Source organism: Pseudomonas sp. PS01299 (assembly GCF_029960145.1).
GTDB lineage: Bacteria > Pseudomonadota > Gammaproteobacteria > Pseudomonadales > Pseudomonadaceae > Aquipseudomonas > Aquipseudomonas putida_A.
In genome coordinates, this window is the sequence record NZ_JASCPO010000023.1 from 27,955 (window position 1) to 45,817 (window position 17,863).

The 17,863-nt window shown below is 61.2% G+C and carries 17 protein-coding genes, 1 pseudogene and 1 riboswitch; of the genes and pseudogenes, 13 read left to right on the forward strand and 5 right to left on the reverse strand.

Going from position 1 to position 17,863, the window contains the following annotated elements:
- Nucleotides 1–6 precede the first annotated feature (6 nt).
- Nucleotides 7–936 (reverse strand): LysR family transcriptional regulator, encoded by a 930-nt coding sequence (locus QMX91_RS07175; RefSeq protein ID WP_282412465.1) that lies wholly within the window; start codon nt 934–936, stop codon nt 7–9.
- Nucleotides 937–1,062: 126 nt separating this feature from the next.
- Here QMX91_RS07175 and QMX91_RS07180 point away from each other — a divergent pair, with 126 nt between their 5' ends.
- The 3 genes from QMX91_RS07180 (at nt 1,063) to QMX91_RS07195 (ending at nt 5,170) form a co-directional block, all read left to right on the forward strand.
- A complete protein-coding gene (locus tag QMX91_RS07180) occupies nt 1,063–1,338 on the forward strand; it encodes a DUF2798 domain-containing protein (protein WP_134786637.1) in 276 nt (91 codons plus the stop codon).
- A 198-nt stretch (nt 1,339–1,536) separates the two neighbouring features.
- Complete coding sequence (locus QMX91_RS07185; RefSeq protein WP_282412466.1) at nt 1,537–3,324, forward strand: thiamine pyrophosphate-requiring protein; 1,788 nt, start codon at nt 1,537–1,539, stop codon at nt 3,322–3,324.
- A gap of 1,132 nt (nt 3,325–4,456) precedes the next feature.
- Complete coding sequence (locus QMX91_RS07195) at nt 4,457–5,170, forward strand: DUF72 domain-containing protein (RefSeq protein ID WP_282412467.1); 714 nt, start codon at nt 4,457–4,459, stop codon at nt 5,168–5,170.
- A 1-nt stretch (nt 5,171) separates the two neighbouring features.
- Here QMX91_RS07195 and mntP read toward each other — a convergent pair whose 3' ends face one another.
- From mntP to QMX91_RS07210, 3 genes are all read right to left on the reverse strand, one after another.
- Complete coding sequence (mntP, locus tag QMX91_RS07200) at nt 5,172–5,735, reverse strand: manganese efflux pump MntP (RefSeq protein WP_045122500.1); 564 nt, start codon at nt 5,733–5,735, stop codon at nt 5,172–5,174.
- Between the two features lie 6 nt (nt 5,736–5,741).
- Nucleotides 5,742–5,914: riboswitch (yybP-ykoY riboswitch) on the reverse strand.
- 211 nt (nt 5,915–6,125) lie between these two features.
- The gene (locus QMX91_RS07205; RefSeq protein WP_282412468.1) at nt 6,126–7,502 is read right to left on the reverse strand and encodes an ATP-binding protein; all 1,377 of its coding nucleotides are present in this window, start codon (nt 7,500–7,502) and stop codon (nt 6,126–6,128) included.
- The gene (locus QMX91_RS07210; RefSeq protein WP_282412469.1) at nt 7,499–8,161 is read right to left on the reverse strand and encodes a response regulator; all 663 of its coding nucleotides are present in this window, start codon (nt 8,159–8,161) and stop codon (nt 7,499–7,501) included. The genes QMX91_RS07205 and QMX91_RS07210 overlap by 4 nt, the downstream gene beginning before the upstream one ends.
- Nucleotides 8,162–8,331: 170 nt before the next feature.
- Between QMX91_RS07210 and QMX91_RS07215 the strand changes: the two genes are divergently transcribed.
- From QMX91_RS07215 to QMX91_RS07235, 5 genes are read left to right on the forward strand one after another with little or no spacing between them, the layout of a single operon-like run.
- Nucleotides 8,332–8,598 (forward strand): PepSY domain-containing protein, encoded by a 267-nt coding sequence (locus tag QMX91_RS07215; RefSeq protein ID WP_007960465.1) that lies wholly within the window; start codon nt 8,332–8,334, stop codon nt 8,596–8,598.
- Complete coding sequence (locus QMX91_RS07220) at nt 8,598–9,143, forward strand: cytochrome b/b6 domain-containing protein (protein ID WP_282412470.1); 546 nt, start codon at nt 8,598–8,600, stop codon at nt 9,141–9,143. The genes QMX91_RS07215 and QMX91_RS07220 overlap by 1 nt, the downstream gene beginning before the upstream one ends.
- 51 nt (nt 9,144–9,194) lie before the next feature.
- Nucleotides 9,195–10,490: a sialidase family protein gene (locus QMX91_RS07225; protein ID WP_135296015.1), complete on the forward strand. Its 1,296-nt coding sequence runs from the start codon at nt 9,195–9,197 to the stop codon at nt 10,488–10,490.
- Nucleotides 10,490–11,101, forward strand: coding sequence for a hypothetical protein (locus QMX91_RS07230; RefSeq protein ID WP_098964315.1), 612 nt, complete (start codon nt 10,490–10,492; stop codon nt 11,099–11,101). The genes QMX91_RS07225 and QMX91_RS07230 overlap by 1 nt, the downstream gene beginning before the upstream one ends.
- Nucleotides 11,102–11,123: 22 nt before the next feature.
- Nucleotides 11,124–13,151 (forward strand): LTA synthase family protein, encoded by a 2,028-nt coding sequence (locus QMX91_RS07235; RefSeq protein WP_282412471.1) that lies wholly within the window; start codon nt 11,124–11,126, stop codon nt 13,149–13,151.
- Between the two features lie 29 nt (nt 13,152–13,180).
- On the opposite strand, the gene QMX91_RS07240 is transcribed toward QMX91_RS07235, so the two are convergent.
- Entirely contained in the window at nt 13,181–13,999 is an 819-nt protein-coding gene (locus QMX91_RS07240) for an alpha/beta hydrolase (protein WP_095136427.1), read from the reverse strand.
- A 188-nt stretch (nt 14,000–14,187) separates the two neighbouring features.
- Here QMX91_RS07240 and QMX91_RS07245 point away from each other — a divergent pair, with 188 nt between their 5' ends.
- From QMX91_RS07245 to QMX91_RS07265, 5 genes and pseudogenes are all read left to right on the forward strand, one after another.
- The gene (locus tag QMX91_RS07245) at nt 14,188–14,637 is read left to right on the forward strand and encodes a helix-turn-helix domain-containing protein (protein ID WP_282412472.1); all 450 of its coding nucleotides are present in this window, start codon (nt 14,188–14,190) and stop codon (nt 14,635–14,637) included.
- A gap of 104 nt (nt 14,638–14,741) precedes the next feature.
- A complete protein-coding gene (locus QMX91_RS07250) occupies nt 14,742–15,290 on the forward strand; it encodes a hypothetical protein (RefSeq protein ID WP_134786627.1) in 549 nt (182 codons plus the stop codon).
- Between the two features lie 48 nt (nt 15,291–15,338).
- Nucleotides 15,339–15,749 carry a hypothetical protein gene (locus QMX91_RS07255; RefSeq protein ID WP_282412473.1) on the forward strand — a complete coding sequence of 137 codons (411 nt, stop codon included), beginning with the start codon at nt 15,339–15,341 and terminating at the stop codon, nt 15,747–15,749.
- A gap of 200 nt (nt 15,750–15,949) precedes the next feature.
- Nucleotides 15,950–17,656, forward strand: a complete 1,707-nt coding sequence (locus QMX91_RS07260) for a ShlB/FhaC/HecB family hemolysin secretion/activation protein (RefSeq protein WP_282412474.1) — start codon at nt 15,950–15,952, stop codon at nt 17,654–17,656.
- A gap of 24 nt (nt 17,657–17,680) precedes the next feature.
- A pseudogene (locus QMX91_RS07265) lies at nt 17,681–17,863 on the forward strand (ShlA/HecA/FhaA protein); the annotation flags it as partial.

A 17,863-nucleotide genomic window follows, 5' to 3' on the forward strand; every position in this document is an offset into this window, starting at 1 on the left:
TGTGGATCAACCAGCTTGCACTGGCCAGCGCCTATTCAAGTGCTCCGTCAAATAATCCATGAAGGCTCTAACCTTCGGCGTCATCGCTGCTCGTTCCTGCACGCATGCATAGATGTCCATCGGTTCGACATGCCCGTGGGTTTCACCCGGGAGATCTTCGAACAGTTGCACCAGTTGACCGCTCTCGAGATAGGGCGCAGCGACGAATTCGGCCAGGCGCGTGACACCTGCGCCGTTGACTGCCATTTGCGCCAAGGCATCGATGTCGTCGCTGATGGCGGTGGCGTTGATCGGGGCGTCGTAGCGTTGGCCGTCGCGGATGAGGCCCCAGCGCAGAAAGCGTCCATCCAGTGGATAGCGAAACGCGAGGCAGGCGTGGTGTTGCAGCTCTTGCGGTGATTGCGGCACCCCGGCGCGCGCAAGGTAGGCGGGAGCGGCGCAGAAGATGAACGGCAGGGAAACAATCCGGCGCGCGACGATGCCGTCTTCCAGTTGCGGCTTGATCCGCAGGCTCAGGTCGATGCCGTCCTGGATGTGATTGATCTTGCCGTTGGTGGTCGACAGCTCGACCAGCAGGCGCGGATGCAGCGCGGCGAAACTGGCGAGTAACGGCGCCAGGACGTGGCGGCCGAACGCGCTGGTGGAGGCGATGCTCAAACGCCCTTGCAGTTCGCTTTCATCGCCGACGATTGCACTTTGCGCCGACTCCAGATCAGCCGCGATGCGTCGGACCTTTTCGTAATACAGCGCACCATTTTCGGTGAGGGCCATGCTGCGGGTGGTGCGTTGCAGCAGGCGAACGCCGAGGTGCGTTTCCAAGCGATTGAGGGTCTGGCTGACCGCGGCCGCACTGACGCCCAGGGTCTTGGCGGCGCCGACGATGGAGCCTGCTTCGACCACTTTGATAAAACTGGCAATCGCCGCCAACAGATTCATCCGTGTCCCGCCGCGTGGGTTTGATTCGTAAGTTGTGCTTTATAAAGTACCTGTGGCGGGCCGTCTAGTTGAGGGCAGGGGGCTTTGCTAAGGTGCCGGCTCCCTGTCAATGGATGGAAAAGCCATATGAATCAAAGAACCACTACCGATGCCTTGTATCTCGGTCGACGCAAGCTTTCTGCACGGGCGACGCCGTATGTGTTTGCGTTGTACATGGCGACGATCATGGCGTTCCTGATGTCGCTGGTGATCACTGCGGCCAACTCCGGGATTGATAACGACTACCTGAGTAATGCGCTGCACGCCTACAAGCTGGCGATGCCGGTGGCTTTCCTTTGCATCCTCGTGGTGCGGCCGATCGTGATCAAACTGGTGGCGATGACGGTGCATCCGCATCGTTGATGAGCCCCGATCTTTGATCTTCAAAAACAACAGCAAAAGATCGCAGCCTGCGGCAGCTCCTGCAGGGATCGGCTCGGCAACGCCGTCGGGTAAAAACAATCGAAACTTCGCGGGCGACCCGACTGTCCAGACCCATGTACCGCCCGGCGGATATCTCGCCGGGCAGGCTTCATGCATCGGTGACAGGCGAGGAACGAGATGACGACGACAGTGGGAGATTTTCTGGTTGAGCGGCTCAGCCAATGGGGCGTCACGCGGATTTTTGGTTATCCGGGGGACGGCATCAATGGCGTGTTCGGCGCGCTCGCCCGAGCCAATGGCAAGATCGAATTCGTTCAGGCGCGGCACGAAGAAATGGCCGCTTTCATGGCCTCGGCCCACGCCAAGTTCACGGGCGAGTTGGGTGTGTGCATCGCCACTTCGGGACCGGGTGCCTCGCACCTGATCACCGGCTTATACGACGCACGCATGGATCATCAACCGGTGCTGGCGATTGTCGGCCAGCAGGCTCGGACGGCGCTCGGCAGTCATTACCAGCAGGAGCTGGACCTGGTCTCGATGTTCAAGGATGTGGCCGGGGCTTTTGTACAGCAGGCCTCGGCACCGTCGCAAGTGCGGCATTTGCTTGATCGCGCCGTGCGCACGGCGGTTGGCGAGCGGCGGGTGACGGCGATCATCCTGCCCAATGATCTGCAGGATCTTGAGTATGAGCCACCGGCGCGGGCACACGGCACCGCGCATTCCGGCGTCGGTTACACCAAGCCGAAAGTGCTGCCCTACGAGGCCGATCTGCAACGCGCCGCCGACGTTTTGAACAGTGGCGAAAAAGTCGCGATTCTGGTCGGCGCCGGCGCGTTGCAGGCGACGGATGAAGTGATCGCCATCGCGGAAAAACTCGGTGCTGGCGTCGCCAAGGCGTTACTCGGCAAGGCTGCGCTGCCGGACGATTTGCCGTGGGTCACCGGTAGCATCGGCCTGCTGGGCACCGAACCGAGCTACAAGATGATGCACGAGTGCGACACCTTGCTGATGATTGGCTCGGGTTTCCCCTATGCCGAGTTCCTGCCCAAGGAAGGTCAGGCGCGTGGCGTGCAGATCGATCTGCAGCCAGACATGCTCAGCCTGCGTTATCCGATGGAGGTCAATCTGGTCGGCGACTCCGCCGAAACCCTTGCTGCACTGCTGCCGTTGCTCGAACAGAAAACTTCGCACAAGTGGCGCAAGAAAATCGAAGGCTGGCGCAGCACCTGGGAAAAGACCCTGGAAAAACGCGCGATGTCCAAAGCCGATCCGATCAATCCACAACGGGTGGTGTACGAGCTGTCACCGCGTCTGCCGGATCAGGCGATCATCACCAGCGACTCGGGTTCCTGTGCCAACTGGTACGCCCGTGACCTGAAAATTCGTCGCGGCATGCAATGTTCGTTGTCCGGTGGCCTGGCCTCGATGGGCGCTGCCGTGCCGTACGCGATCGCCGCCAAGTTCGCCCATCCCGAGCGCGCGGTGATTGCGCTGGTGGGTGACGGCGCGATGCAGATGAACAACATGGCGGAGCTGATCACCGTCGCCAAATACTGGCGCCAGTGGGACAGTCCGAAGTGGATCTGTGCGGTGTTCAACAACGAGGATCTGAATCAGGTCACCTGGGAGCAGCGGGTGATGGAGGGCGATCCGAAGTTTGAAGCCTCGCAAAGCATTCCCGACGTGCCGTATCACCTGTTTGCCATTTCCATCGGCCTGAAAGGAATTTTCGTCGACCGCGAAGAAGACGTCGCCGCCGCCTGGGAGCAGGCACTGGCCTCGGACGTACCGGTGCTGATCGAGTTCAAGACCGACCCCAACGTGCCGCCATTGCCGCCGCACATCAAGCTCGAACAGGCGAAGAAATTTGCCACGACCTTGCTCAAAGGCGACCCGGACGAGGCGGGCGTGATCGTGCAAGCCGCCAAGCAAGTACTGGCCAGCGTCCTCCCCGGCAAAAAATAATCGTGTAGGCGCTTCGTCGCGCTCCAAATCTGTGAGCGCCGCTGAAACCTGTGGGAGCGAGCTTGCTCGCGAAAGCGTTGTGTCAGGCACAGCGATTGTGGATGTATCGACGCCTTCGCTGGCAAGCCAGCTCCCACAGGTATTTCGTCGCGCTCCAAATCTGTGAGCGCCGCAGAACCCTGTGGGAGCGAGCTTGCTCGCGAAAGCGTTGTGTCAGGCACAGCGTTTGTGGATGTATCGACGCCTTCGCTGGCAAGCCAGCTCCCACAGGTATTTCGTCGTGCTCCAAATCTGTGAGCGCCGCAGAACCCTGTGGGAGCGGGCTTGCTCGCGAAAGCGGTGTGTCAGGCACAGCGATTGTGGATGTGTCGACGCCTTCGCTGGCAAGCCAGCTCCCACAGGTATTTCGTCGTGCTCCAAATCTGTGAGCGCCGCAGAACCCTGTGGGAGCGAGCTTGCTCGCGAAGGCGTTGTGTCAGGCACAGCGTTTGTGGATGTATCGATGCCTTAGCTGGCAAGCCAGCTCCCACAGGTATTTCGTCGTGCTCCAAATCTGTGAGCGCCGCTGAACCCTGTGGGAGCGGGCTTGCTCGCGAAAGCGTTGTGTCAGGCGCAGCGTTTGTGGATGTATCGACACCTTCGCTGGCAAGCCAGCTCCCACAGGTATTTCGTCGTGCTCCAAATCTGTGAGCGCCGCTGAACCCTGTGGGAGCGGGCTTGCTCGCGAAAGCGTTGTGTCAGGCGCAGCGTTTGTGGATGTATCGACACCTTCGCTGGCAAGCCAGCTCCCACAGGTATTTCGTCGCGCTCCAAATCTGTGAGCGCCGCAGAACCCTGTGGGAGCGAGCTTGCTCGCGAAAGCGTTGTGTCAGGCACAGCGTTTGTGGATGTATCGATGCCTTAGCTGGCAAGCCAGCTCCCACAGGTATTTCGTCGCGCTCCAAATCTGTGAGCGCCGCTGAACCCTGTGGGAGCGAGCTTGCTCGCGAAAGCGTTGTGTCAGGCACAGCGATTGTGGATGTATCGACGCCTTCGCTGGCAAGCCGGCTCCCACAGGTATTCCGTTGTGCCTGAAATCTGTGAACGAGACCGTGGAGATTTTCATGCGTGAAGCGGCGAAGGGGCTTTTTTGATGTTCATCGGTTGCGCGGGCTGGAGTCTGGGGCGTGAGTATTGGCCGCAGTTTCCGGCCGAGGGCACGCATCTGCAGCGTTATGCCGCGCGGTTCGACTGCGTGGAAATCAACAGCTCGTTCTATCGCCCGCATCGGCGTCAGACCTATGCGCGCTGGGCGGATTCGGTGCCGCCGGGTTTTCGTTTTTCGGTGAAGGTGCCAAAGCAGATTACTCATGAGTTGCGTCTGCAAAACTGTGAGCAAGCGCTGGATGAGTTTCTCGGGCAGTGCGAAGGCCTGGCCGATAGGCTGGGGTGTTTGCTGGTGCAACTGCCGCCGTCGCTGGCCTTTGAGCCGGCACGCGCAGAGGCGTTTTTCGTGGCGTTGTGCCAACGCTTCGCCGGTGACGTGGTGCTTGAGCCACGGCATGAGTCGTGGGTGGTGGCGGCGCCGATGTTGCAGGCGTATCGGATTTCCCAGGTCGTGGTCGATCCGTCGCGGATCAGTACCGACGGTTCGGCGCACCGCTGGGCGGGTGTGCGCTATTGGCGACTGCATGGCGCACCACGGATTTATCACAGTGCTTACGAGTTGCCTTATCTGCAGCAGCTTGCGCAGAATATGCAGCTCTGCGCTGCTGAAGGCGCCAGCGTCTGGTGCATCTTCGACAACACCGCCAGTGGCGCCGCGTTGGGCAACGCGATGACACTGGCGGCGCTGATCCGGGCCTGAATCAGGCTGACAAGTGCTCGTACAGAATGGTCGCGCCGACGATCATCAGCACCACGCCACCGACGATTTCCGCACGCTTGCCGACGACCGCTCCGAGCACTCGGCCAAGCATCACGCCGATGGTCACCATGGTCATGGTTGCCACGCCGATGGCCGCTGCCGCCACCCAGATATTCACGTCGACAAACGCCAGGCCGACGCCGACTGCGAGGGCGTCAATGCTGGTGGCGAACGCGGTAACCGCGAGAATCAGGAACGAATGCTGGCCGGGTTTTTCTTCTTCCTCGTCTTCGTGCTTCAGGCCGTTATAGATCATGTGCAGGCCAAGGATCAGCAGCAGGGTGAAGGCGATCCAGTGGTCCCATTCGGCGACCCAGCGGGTGGCAGCCTGGCCGATCAGCCAGCCGATGATCGGGGTGATGGCCTCGATCACGCCGAAGATCAGACCGGTGCGCAGCGCTTCGGTCAGACGGGGTTTGTGCAGGCTGGAGCCTTTGCCGATGGCTGCGGCGAACGCGTCCGTGGACATGGCCAGAGCGAGAAATATGAGGGAAACAGGATTCACGGGGGCACACTTCCAGTCGGGCTATGAGTCAACGACACAACCACACGCCCGACTTCAGGCATGGATGTGTCGTCGGTCTCACCAACCAAAAGGTGTTCGTACCACGGCAGGTTGCCGAGAATGTTGATACGAACGCTTCCGAGGGACTCGGAAACAGGCTACTCCCCAACGAGGCTGCGGATCTTATGGGGGCAAACATGAAAATTTTGTCAAAAGCATTGAGGCGATCGATCAACACCAGACTCTGTGGCGAGGGAACTTGTCGAATCGTCGCACCGTCCCGCCGGGTCGCGCAGCGGCCCTTTCTTTGCCGAACAGCAGAAGGCCTGCTGCGCAGTCCAGCGGGAGCAAGCTCCCTCGCCACAATGCTTGTGCAGGGTTCGGGCGATGTTATTGACTCGAGAGCTCATTGATCCGCAACTCCGCACACAACCCGCCCTGCGGTCGGTTGTACAGCTGCAACGTGCTGCCGATCTTGCTGACGATCATCTGCACGATCGCCAGCCCCAGTCCGGCGCCATTGCCGTGGCCGTGGCTGTAGAAACGCTCGAACAGCCGCGCGTATTCCTGCTCGTTGATCCCGGGCCCGCTGTCCTCGACGCTGATGTACACCGCGCCGCCCGCCTGCGGTTGCACCTGAACCCGTACCTCGCTGCCCGGCGGGGCGAAGTTCAGGGCGTTGGTCACCAGGTTCTGCAAGGCGATGGCGAGGGCCACCGGGTCGGTGTCGACCGGGCAGTGGTGGTCGCTGTCGAGGATCAGTTCGACGTCTTTTTCCAGGGCCAGCGGTGCCAGTTCGGCGAGCTCTTCGCGCACCAGTTCGGTCAGTTCCACGCTGCGGGTTTCGGGATTGGCCAGGTGCGGTTCGATGCGCGCCATGGTCAACAATTGACTGGCGATACGCGTCGCCCGATCCACCGCGCTGAGCAGATATTCCAGCGCCTCTTCGCGTTGTTGCGGGTTCGCCGCCAGTTGCGCGTTTTGCGCGTGGATCCGCAGGATCGCCAGCGGCGTGCGCAACTCGTGCGCGGCGTCGGCAATGAAGCGCCGCTCACGCGCCAGCAGATTGTCGATCTGCTGCAACAGGCGATTGAGCGCGGTCTGCATTGGTTCCAGATCGTGGGGCAGGGGGCTGAGGTGCAGCGGTTTCAGGGTTTCGGTGTCACGGCCGCGAATGCTCTGCGCCATGGCGCGCAACGGTTGCAGGCCCCAGCCGATGGTCAGCCAGATCAACGCAGCCAGTAGCGGTACGCCAATCAGGCTCGGCCAGACGGTGTGGCCGACGATGCGCTCGATCAGATCCTGGCGGATGTCGTCGCGCTCGCCGACCCAGATCAGCAGCCCTTGTTGCGGATCCTTGAGCAGGAACGCACACCAGTCGCGGCCGTTCTCTATCAGGTCATGCGAGCCGAGGGTGGTGGGCGGTGCGGCAAGCTCCGGCGCTTCGGCCGAGCGCACCAGCAATTGGCCGTCGCTGCGCCACACCTGAAAGGTCAGACGGGTTTCGTAAGGGTGCGCGGCCTCGCCGTCGCCGACCCGGCTCATCGCTTCATCGAAGGCCTGATAGAGCCGGCTCCAGTCGTTGTCGCCGGGCGCGCGCTGGGCCAGCACGCCTTGCAGCAGGCGCGCGCTTTGCGCCAGTTGGGCATCGTAGACTTCTTCGATTTCATGGTGACTGTCGCGCAGCACCAGCCAACTGATCAGCAGGTCGCCGATCAATACCAGAATCAGCACCGGCACCAGAATCCGCGCGCGTATGGAAATCATGGTTTGAGCTCCATCACATAGCCGACACCGCGCACGGTGCGGATCAACTCGCTCGAGAGTTTTTTGCGCAGGTTATGGATCAGCACTTCGAGGGTGTTGCTCTCGACCCGATCCTGCCAGCCATAGAGCGCTCGCGACAGGCGCTCGCGGGTGACGACCTTGCCCGGGCGGGCCATCAGTTGGTGCAGCAGTTGATATTCCATCGGCGTCACCACCACGTCGGTGCCGTGCCAGGTGACCTGCTGCGTGACCGGATCAAGGCACACGCCGGCATGTTCAAGTACCGGTTGCGCACGGCCCTGACTGCGGCGCAGCAATGCGCGAATCCGCGCTTTCAGTTCATCGACGTCGAACGGTTTGATCAGGTAGTCGTCGGCGCCGGCATCCAGTCCGGCAATGCGTTCGGCAGTGCCGTCGCGGGCGGTGAGGATCAGCACCGGCAAGTCCTGTTGTTCACCACGCAAGCGTTGCAACAGCGCGAGGCCGTCGAGCCGTGGCAGGCCGAGGTCGAGCAGCAGCAAGTCGAAGCTCTCACTGCGCAGGGCGTGCAGGGCGCTGACCCCATCCTGCAACCAGTCGAGGGTGTAGCCTTCGCTGCCGAGGGCAACGCGAATGCCTTGACCGAGGGCGCGATCATCTTCGACCAGCAGTAGGCGCATAACGGATTCTCTTGAGGAAACACGGCGGTTGACCGGCGGCATCATGCCGCTGTGCAGCCAGCTGTGGCAGCTGACCCGACGGGAAAGATGTAACGACTCGTTGCCAACTAAGCTTCGACTAAGGTTGCTTTTGCACAGTGAGGCCTTCCTCATCGAGCGAGAGTGTTTCCATGCGCAAACTTCTGCTGTTGTCCCTCATCGTTGCCAGTCCGTTGGCCGTCGCCGGCCCGCAATGCACCACCGCCGAACGCTCGCAATGGCAAGACCAGAAAGCCTTTCAGGAGCAGCTCAAGGCTCAGGGCTACGAGATCAGCAAGTTCAAGGTCACCGACGGCAACTGCTACGAGATCTACGGTTTCGACAAGGACAAGCGCAAGGTCGAGATCTACCACGACCCGGTCAGCGGCAAAGCGGTGAAAACCGAGATCAAGGGCTGATGCCGAGCACGTCCGTGCGCCTGTGGGACCCCGTGGTGCGGCTGTTTCATCTGTCCATCGCGGGCGTCTTCGTCGCCAATTACTTCTTCAATGAAGCCGGTGACGCCTGGCACGTCTGGCTCGGCTATTACGCCATGGGCTGGCTGCTGGTGCGGCTGGTATGGGGCTTCGTCGGGCCGCGCAGTGCGCGCTGGGCGGATTTCTGGCCGACGCCGACGCGACTGTTCGCCCATGCGCGCTCGTTGATTGCCGGTCGGCCCGAGCATCGTCTTGGGCATTCGCCGATGGGGGCGCTGGTGATGCTGTTGATGTTGCTGGCGATGTTCATCGCCGGTTTGAGCGGCTGGGCCATGGAAGAGGTCGATGCCTTGTGGGGCGCCGACTGGCCGTTGCAGGTGCACGAAACCGCTACCGACATCTTGCTGGTGCTGGTCTGCCTGCACATCGCCGCCGCGCTGTTCGAAAGTTTTCTGCTGCGCGACAACTTGCCGTTGTCGATGCTCACCGGACGCCGACGGCGCTTGCCGGACGATCCGCCGCGCTGACAGGGATGTTTTGCCAATTGCCCTCCATCCTGTTTTTGCCGTGAGTCCACTATGCGTGCGCTTCCCGATCGCTTGAAACTTATCCTCGGCGGACTGGCCGTGAGCCTGGTTTTCTTTGGTGCCTGGCGCAGTCATCCGGCTCATGTGCTGGCGCCATTTGCCGTGGCCGCGCCGCCCGTCGATGCTTCGCTGCAGGCACCGGAGCCGCTGTACAGCAGTCGCTTCGTCTCCTCGCAACTGAATGATTTCGTGCACTCGTCGTCGGTGACCGCGCTGCCGGGCGGCGACCTGATGGCGGTGTGGTTCGCCGGTTCCCGCGAAGGCGCCGCCGACGTGCAGATCCGTACCGCCCGCTATGACGCCGACAGCGCGGAGTGGGGCGCCGAGCAGGTGTTGGCCACCCGCGAATCGACCCGCGACGGCACCCGCCGCTACATCCGCAAACTGGGCAATCCGGTGATCGCCCTCGCGCCGGATCAACGGTTGTGGATGTTTTATGTCTCGGTATCCGTGGGCGGCTGGGCCACCAGTGCGATCAACGTGATGGTCTCGGATGATGTCGGGCGCAACTGGTCGGCGCCGCGACAGCTGATCACTTCACCGTTTTTCAACATCAGTACGCTGGTGCGCGCCGCGCCGGTGTTCCATGCCGACGGCTCGATCGGTTTGCCGGTGTATCACGAGTTCATGGGCAAATTCGCCGAGTACCTGTACCTGAGCGCAGACGGCGCGGTGATCGATAAATTCCGCATCAGCCGTGGCAAACATTCGTTGCAGCCGACCATTGTGCCGCTGGACGGAAAACGTGCCGTGGCCATGCTGCGTTATGCCGGCGACACGCATCATCGAGTGCTGGCCAGCCGCACCGAGGACGCCGGGCAGACGTGGAGCGAGCCGTATCCGCTGGAACCGGCCAACCCCAATTCATCGCTCGCGGCAGTCGGCACCGGCGACAACGGTCTGCTGGTGGCGCTCAATGATCTGCAGGACGGGCGCTTCAAGCTCAGCCTGTATGGCACCGATGCCAATCTGAACCACTGGCGCAACGTGATCGAACTCGATCAGTCGCCCGATCCGCTCGGCCAGCCGTTCGCCCCCGAAGCCTACAAGGCGATCATCGGCGAAGGCTTTCGCGCTTCCAGTGGTGCCCGGCGCTTGCCGCTGGAGCAACGCTTTCTGAGCAATCTGGATTACCGGGTGTGCAAGCCGCAGGGCTGTGATTTCGAGTACGAGTATCCGTACTTCAGTCGCGGCAGCGATGGCCTCTATCACCTGGTGTATTCGTGGAATAACACCTTCATCAAACATGTCAGCTTCAATGAAGCGTGGCTCGAGGAGCGCCTGTGATGCTGTTGCTCTGGCAAGCCCATTTGACATTCATCCTGCTGGGTTTTGTCCTGCTCGGCTCGTTGCAATGCACGCGACGCTGGCGCCCGTGGCTGTTGCCGCTGCTGGCGCTGGTCAGCTTCGTGCCAATCAACGAACTGCCTTTGGCGGCGTACGTGCGTAGCTTCACCGATGATCTGGCGATCACCACGCTGGTGTTGCTCGGCTGGGCCAGTCTGGTCCGACTGGGCGTGGTCGAGCGGCAGACATTGCCGGCACGGGTGCAGGTGCTGGTGCTGTTCACCGTGCTGGCCGCGCTGCTGTACCCGGCGACGATGGGCCTGACGTATTTCGATCCGTACCGTTGGGGCTTCAACCCACGGCCGATGATCGTCTGTATCGGCCTGCTGGCACTGGCGCTGTTGTGGCTGCGCAATACGCTGGCAGTGTCGATGCTTGCGCTGGGCACGCTGGCGTTCGCCTTGCGTCTCAAGGCCTCGGAAAACTATTGGGATTACCTGATCGATCCGCTGCTGCTGGGTTACTGCCTGATCGCCGCTGCAGCGCTGTGCATCCGTGAGGTCAGGCGTCTGCTGCGAGCCGCACCGGCCGGCGCGACATCTTCTATTTGAACCAACGACACTGAGGTCAATGATGGGCTGGTTGCAATCGCGACGCCTGCGCTATGGCGTGGGCGCGGCAGGTTTGGCGTTTTTGTTGTTTGCCGTGCTCCGGCTGGTGTTCGTGCTGGGGTTTTCCGGGATCGCGCCCAGCGAGTTCGTCGACAACCCGGCGCTGCGCGAAACCCTCGGTATCGGTTTGCGCTTCGACCTGCGCCTCGCCGTGTTGCTGATCCTGCCATTGGCGCTGCTGGCCTGGGTGCCGCGCTGGAACCTCACGCGGTTGCCGTGGTTGCGCTGGGTCGCGCGGATTTACTGGCTGCTGGCGCTCGGCGTTATCGGCCTTCTGTACATCATCGATTTCGGTCATTACGCCTACCTCGGCGTGCGGATCAACGCCACGGTGCTGCGTTATCTGGAGGATGCGCAGATTTCGCAGCAGATGGTCTGGGAAACCTACCCGGTGCTGTGGATTGCCCTCGGCTGGCTGGCGGTGCTGGGCGTCTGGTTCTACGGACTTTTGCAGCTGGAACGGCTGACGCTGGCCCGTGAACCCGAGGTTATCCGGCGTCCGTCGCTGGCATTCGGCACCGGGCTGGGCGTGGTTGCGGTCCTGCTGGCGTTGCTCGGTCGGGTCGACAATCTCAACCTGGAAAACCCGGTGCCGCTGCGCTGGAGCGATGCGTTCTTTTCCGGTAACGCGCAGATCGCCGCGGTCGGTCTGAACCCGGTGCTGTTCCTGTACGACACGCTGAAAACCGGGCAGGCGCAATTCGATGAGGCGCAGGTGCGCGAGCACTATCCGCTGATTGCCCGTTATCTGGGCGTGGATCGACCGGATCCGCAATCGCTCAACTTCGAGCGTCAGCAAGGCGTGCAGCCGTATCGGCTGCCGGGCACGCCGAACGTGATGTTCGTCATGCTCGAATCGCTGGGCACCAGCGCCGTTGGCGCCTACGGCAATCCGTTGAACCCGACGCCAAACCTCGATCAATTGGCGGCCCAAAGCTGGTTCTTCAAACACTTCTATGTGCCAGTCACCGGCACTGCGAAAACCGTGTGGGCGAGCATCACCGGCGTTCCCGACGTGACGCGCCGCGAGACAGCCACCCGTCATCCGCTGATCACCCGTCAGCACACGCTGATCAACGCGTTCACCGATTACCAGAAGCTCTACATGATCGGCGGCAACGCCGGCTGGGCCAATATCAATGCGCTGATCCAACAGAGCATCGACGGCGTGCGCCTGTATCAGGAAAGTGACTGGCGTTCGCCGCTGGTGGACGTGTGGGGCATTTCCGATCTGGATCTGTTCAAGGAGAGCGACCGCATCCTGCGCGACTTGCCGAAGGACCGACCGTTCTTCGCCTACGTGCAAACCTCGGGCAACCATCGGCCATTCACCATCCCCAAGGACAACGACGGTTTCGAGGTCAGCAACCTGTCGCTGGAGCAGGTGCAGGCCGCCGGTTCGCGCAGCGTCGAGCAGTACAACGCGGTGGGCCTGCTGGATTTCAATATCGGCAAATTGATGGAATTGGCCAAGGCTGGCGGCTATTACGACAACACGATTTTTGTGTTCTTCGGCGACCACAACACGCGTATCAGCCAGATCCCGCACATGCCGCCGGCGTTCGAGCAACTGGGCCTGGAAAGCAATCATGTGCCGATGCTGATTCACGCCCCGGGCATGCTTGCGCCGAAGGTCATCGAGGAGGCGGTGGGGCTGACGGATCTGCTGCCGACGGTGGCCGGGATGGCCGGCGTGCCGTTCCGCAATGGCGCAATGGGCCGCGATTTCCAGCAACCGGCGCCGGAAGGTGAGCGCGTAGTGCCGCTGGTGCTGCGCGAGGGGACGTTCCCGTTGATTGGCGGGGTGACCAAGAATTTCCTCCTGCAAATGCAGCATGACGGCAGCTCGCCGACCCTGCATGACCTGGCGTCGAAGACCCCGCTGGATAACGTCGCCGGGCAAAACCCCGAGGAATTCCAGCGCCTGGTGGAACTGACGCGGGGCCTGCACGAGAGCGCGCGGCTGATGCTGTATCGCAATGTGCGCTGACCGGGTGAATACTCGGTCAGCGCGACGTTTTAGCGGTTCAGAAAGCCCAGCAGGTCTTCGTTCAGCGCCTGGGCGTGGGTCACGGCAAAACCATGGGGCGCGCCGGCGTAGACTTTCAGTTCGGCGCCCTTGATCAGCGCCGCCGCCTGTTTGCCGGTGGTTTCGAACGGCACGATCTGATCGCCGTCGCCGTGGATCACCAAGGTTGGTACGTCGATCTTCGCCATGTCCGGACGGAAGTCGGTTTCGGAGAACGCGGTAACGCAATCCACGGTGCCTTTCAGCGAGGCGAGCAGGGCGACGTTCAGGGTTTGCGTGAGCACGCCGTCGGAGACTTTCTGGCCCTGATTGGTGCCGTAGAACGGCGCGGCGAAATCAGCGATGAATTGCGCGCGATCCTTGAGCAGACCGGCCTTGATCCCGTCGAACACCGAGGTGTCGACGCCCTGCGGGTAGTCGGCCTTCTTGCCGAACAGCGGCGTCACCGCACCGAGCAGTACCAGCCCGGCAACGCGCTCGCTGCCGTGGCGGGCGATGTAACGGCTGACGTCGCCGCCACCCATGGAGAAGCCCACCAGCGTGACATCGCGCAGGTCGAGGTGGTTGATCAGTTGCGCGATGTCATCGGCAAAGGTGTCGTAGTCGTAGCCGGTCCACGGTTGATCGGAGCGCCCGAAACCACGGCGGTCGAAGGCAATCGTGCGGTAGCCGCGACTGCTCAGGTATTCCATCTGGTATTCCCACATGTCGGCATCCAGCGGCCAGCCATGGCTGAACAACACGGGTTTGCCGCTGCCCCAGTCCTTGAAATAGATCTGTGTGCCGTCATCGGTAGTGAATGTGCTCATGGGAACTCCTTGCTGTGGGCGATCGTTCGGAAGGCCGGATGCCGCAATGGCCGCCCATCACTATCGGCGCAAATCGCGGCTGTCACTTGTACGCAAGTGCTCAATTGCCATGGCGGGTGGCGTGGTTCTTTTCCAGCGCCACAGTTGTAAGATGCAACCACACGCTGGATTTGATGGAGAAACACCCTGTGAAGCGCAAAAGCCTGCACGGCAACGCCTGCCCGGTCGCCCGTACGCTGGATTTGATCGGTGACTGGTGGTCGCTGCTGATCATCCGCGATGCGCTGGAGGGCATCCGCCGCTTCAGTGATTTTCAGAAGAATCTGGACATCGCCAAGAACATGCTCAGCGCCCGGCTCAAGGCCTTGGTCGAGCAGGGGATCCTGCAAACGGTGCCGGCCGCCGATGGCGGTGCCTATAAGGAATACGTGCTGACCGAACGCGGCACGGCCTTGCAGACGGTGATCGTTGCGCTGTCGCAGTGGGGCGGGGAGCACCTGTATGCGCCGGGTGAGCCGGGTTCGGTGATGGTTGATGCAAAGGATCGTCAGCCAATTCGCAAACTGCAATTGATGTCGGCTGATGGCCGCTTGCTTGCACCGCATGAGGTGGCGACGGAGACAGACGTTGAACACTGACAGGCGAGCGCAACATAGGTTTGACGTCAAAATGATGGCCATCTAATATCGCGGCGTTGTTTTGATGTCATTCCCCGTCCTGCTTGTTCAATAGAGATTTCCGCGTGAATAAACGTGTGCTCGTGATGTTGACCCTGCTGCTCGCGCTGCCAGGCTGCCATTCCAATGTGCGTAACTCTTCCCCCAGCCTGCTGAAAGACGGCATCCAGTTGCATCAGGACCAAGTGGTGGTGGACGCCCAGCACGCCAAGGTCATCATGAAATCATCTGGGGGCACCTATCCGGTGGAGTTTTCCATTCGCCGCGCCGATGATCCCGACCGCCGCATGGAAGTGCTCGGCACCGTTGTGGATTCCGGTCGTGGCAAGGTGTTCGGCTGGATCGCCAAACTCAACGAAGTGGCCAACAGCGCCACGGTCAAACGCTTTCCGCAACTGGAAGCACAGGCCGATGCCGGCAAGCCGTTTGAGGTGTCAGGGTATTCGAGCAGCCGGGTGACCGCCGGCATTTATACCTGTGGGCCGCTGAAAAACACCTTCACTCCGCAGCAGGGCAAGGTGTACCAGGTGGAATTCCAGTTCTCCGGTGATCTCTGCGAGCAACACGTCTACGACGTTACCCAACCCCCGCAGCGCATTCCTGTAGCAGGTTGATCTTGCATACGCGATGCATCGAATTCAGTTGAAGAAAGGAAATACCAAGTGAAACGCAATCTCTGCCTGGCACTCATCGTCCTGGCTGCAACACTGGGTGGCTGTGCCGCCAACAAACCGGGCAACGATCCATCCCTGATCGGTTCATGGAAAGGTGTGCGGTCGGAAAACGGCAAGTGCCAGTTCCTGTCCTGGAAAAACAACTTCAAGCCTGACGGCACCTTCAACATTACTTTCTTCCGGGATGCCCAGCAGACCCAGCCGATCCAGACCGAACACGGTATCTGGAAGGCGGCCAATGGCAAGAACGAGTTGCGCACCGCCGGCGTGCCGCTGCCCGATATCTATACCTACAAACTGATCGATGCCGACACGGTGCATTACGTCAGTGTGGCGAAGGACCCTTCGGGCGATTGCCAGGAAGACTACGAGTTCACCGAGCACCGTATTCGCGGTTGAGTCGGTCTGCGCAAGAAAGGGGTGCATCCATTCTGGCCAATGGATGCGCCCCTTTTTTCATGGCTTAGCGGCTCCTGCTTCCTTTGTTAATTCCTTGATACAAACCCGACAAAAGGTTGAAACGATTGTTTGACGTCAAAATGATGGCCATCTAATATCGCGCCACTATTTTGATGTCATTCCGTATCGAGGGATCGAACATGTACCCACCCGCCCTCGCGGCGAGGTTGTGCGCAGCTTTGCTGTGCCTGTCTCCACTTCAGATTGCCTTCGCTGCACCCACTCCCGGTGAAACCGACCTGATCCGCGATCGCCAGAATCGCTTGCTCGAAGAGCAGCAGCGGCGTCTTGAAGACCTGAAAAATCTGCCCGGCAAAGAGGCCGGTCCGGCGCAACCAGCGGCGCCCACCGACACCCGCTGTTTCCCGATCAAGGACATCGAGCTCAAGGGCGCCGACAGTCTGTCCGACAGCGACAAAACCCGCTTGCTCAAGCCCTACATCGACCAGTGCCTCGGGGTGCCGCAACTCAACGAGCTGCTGAAAGTCATCACCGACCATTACATCGAGAAAGGCTTGGTCACCAGCCGCGCCTACCTGCCGCAGCAGGATCTGTCTGGCGGGCACCTGAAAGTGCTGGTGGTCGAGGGCAAACTGGAAGGCATGAAAGGCGCCGAGAACAGCAAGCTTTCGGAGCGTGAACTGGCGATGGCCTTTCCCGGCAAGTCCGGCGAACTGGTCAACCTGCGCGAGATCGAGCAGATGGTCGATCAGCTCAATCGCCTGCCGTCCAATCAGGCCAAGATGGAACTGGCGCCGGGCAAGAACGTTGGCGGCAGTGAGGTGCTGGTCACCAATACGCCGCAGAAGCCATGGCGTGCCGGACTGTCGCGCAGCAACGACGGCCAGCGCAGCACCGGTGAACAGCAGTGGGGCACCACTTTCGATTGGGACAGCCCGCTGGGCCTGGCCGATCAGTTGAGCCTGCGCGGCGGTCACGATGCAATGACCGATCACCAGCACACCTCCAGCAACGCCATGCTCAATTACAACCTGCCGTGGGGCTGGTGGAACTTCAGCTACACCTACAGCCAGAGCGACTACCGCTCGCAGATCGCCGCCAACGGCTACAACTTCAAGCAGACCGGCGACAGCGAAAACCATCAATTGCGCGCCGAGCGAGTGATCCATCGCGACTCGGTGAGCAAGACTTCGCTCAGCGCCGGGCTGTCCTACCTGCGCACCAACAACTACATCGAAGACAGCAAGCTCAAGCTGAGCAGCAACCGCATCAGCGAAGCGCAGTTCGGCTTCAACCACGGTCGCCGCATCGGCAGCGCCTTCGTCAACTTCGACGCCGGCATGCAGGAAGGCATCGGCGCGTTCGACGCGCAGGGCAGCCACGATCCGGGCCCCGGCGAGCCCGACGCACGCTACCGCAAATACACCGCGACCCTGAGCTACCTGCAACCGTTCAAAGTGTGGGGCGAATCCTTCACCTTCAGTAGCCTGATGACTGGCCAGCGCAGCGAAGACGTGCTGTTCAGTTCACAACGCACCAGCCTCGGCGGGCTGTCGTCGATCCGTGGCTACAAGGATCAATCGTTGTCCGGCGACAGCGGCGGCTACTGGCGCAACGATCTGCGCTGGAGCCGTCCGATCAACGTCGAATGGCTGCGTCCGGTGTTCGCTGAATACGGCACCAGCCTCGGTTACGACCAGGGCGTGATTCGCGGCGACCGTTACAACGGTGATCAGCACGGACGCATGTCGAGCAACTCGCTGGAACTGTTCGCCCGTGGTCAACATGTGGCCGCCAGCCTGACCTTTGCGCACTCCCTCGAGCGCCCGGACGTGCTGACCGAGCGCGAAGCGCCGATCTATTTCCGCCTCGACTTTTTCATCTAATTCAAATTCTTCGAGACCATCGACATGGATGTTCGTCAGTTCGCCTTCCTTGCAGGCCAGCCTTCTGCGGCCGTAAAAAACCGTGAGTCGTTTCTGGGCATGCCCAAGCGCGGGCTGGCGTTCCTGCTGGCGAACGTCATGTTCTGGCAACCGATGTGGGCGCAGGCCGACGGCATTGTCGTGGCCAACCCGAACACCGCGCTGGAT

Coding starts and splice junctions, on each gene's coding strand:
- QMX91_RS07185 (WP_282412466.1), top strand. CDS start 1,537: ATGACGACGACAGTGGGAGATTTTCTGGTTGAGCGGCTCAGCCAATGG.
- QMX91_RS07230 (WP_098964315.1), top strand. CDS start 10,490: ATGCTGTTGCTCTGGCAAGCCCATTTGACATTCATCCTGCTGGGTTTT.
- QMX91_RS07240 (WP_095136427.1), bottom strand. CDS start 13,999: ATGAGCACATTCACTACCGATGACGGCACACAGATCTATTTCAAGGAC.
- QMX91_RS07225 (WP_135296015.1), top strand. CDS start 9,195: ATGCGTGCGCTTCCCGATCGCTTGAAACTTATCCTCGGCGGACTGGCC.
- QMX91_RS07180 (WP_134786637.1), top strand. CDS start 1,063: ATGAATCAAAGAACCACTACCGATGCCTTGTATCTCGGTCGACGCAAG.
- QMX91_RS07215 (WP_007960465.1), top strand. CDS start 8,332: ATGCGCAAACTTCTGCTGTTGTCCCTCATCGTTGCCAGTCCGTTGGCC.
- QMX91_RS07205 (WP_282412468.1), bottom strand. CDS start 7,502: ATGATTTCCATACGCGCGCGGATTCTGGTGCCGGTGCTGATTCTGGTA.
- QMX91_RS07210 (WP_282412469.1), bottom strand. CDS start 8,161: ATGCGCCTACTGCTGGTCGAAGATGATCGCGCCCTCGGTCAAGGCATT.
- QMX91_RS07195 (WP_282412467.1), top strand. CDS start 4,457: ATGTTCATCGGTTGCGCGGGCTGGAGTCTGGGGCGTGAGTATTGGCCG.
- QMX91_RS07175 (WP_282412465.1), bottom strand. CDS start 936: ATGAATCTGTTGGCGGCGATTGCCAGTTTTATCAAAGTGGTCGAAGCA.
- QMX91_RS07235 (WP_282412471.1), top strand. CDS start 11,124: ATGGGCTGGTTGCAATCGCGACGCCTGCGCTATGGCGTGGGCGCGGCA.
- QMX91_RS07260 (WP_282412474.1), top strand. CDS start 15,950: ATGTACCCACCCGCCCTCGCGGCGAGGTTGTGCGCAGCTTTGCTGTGC.
- QMX91_RS07220 (WP_282412470.1), top strand. CDS start 8,598: ATGCCGAGCACGTCCGTGCGCCTGTGGGACCCCGTGGTGCGGCTGTTT.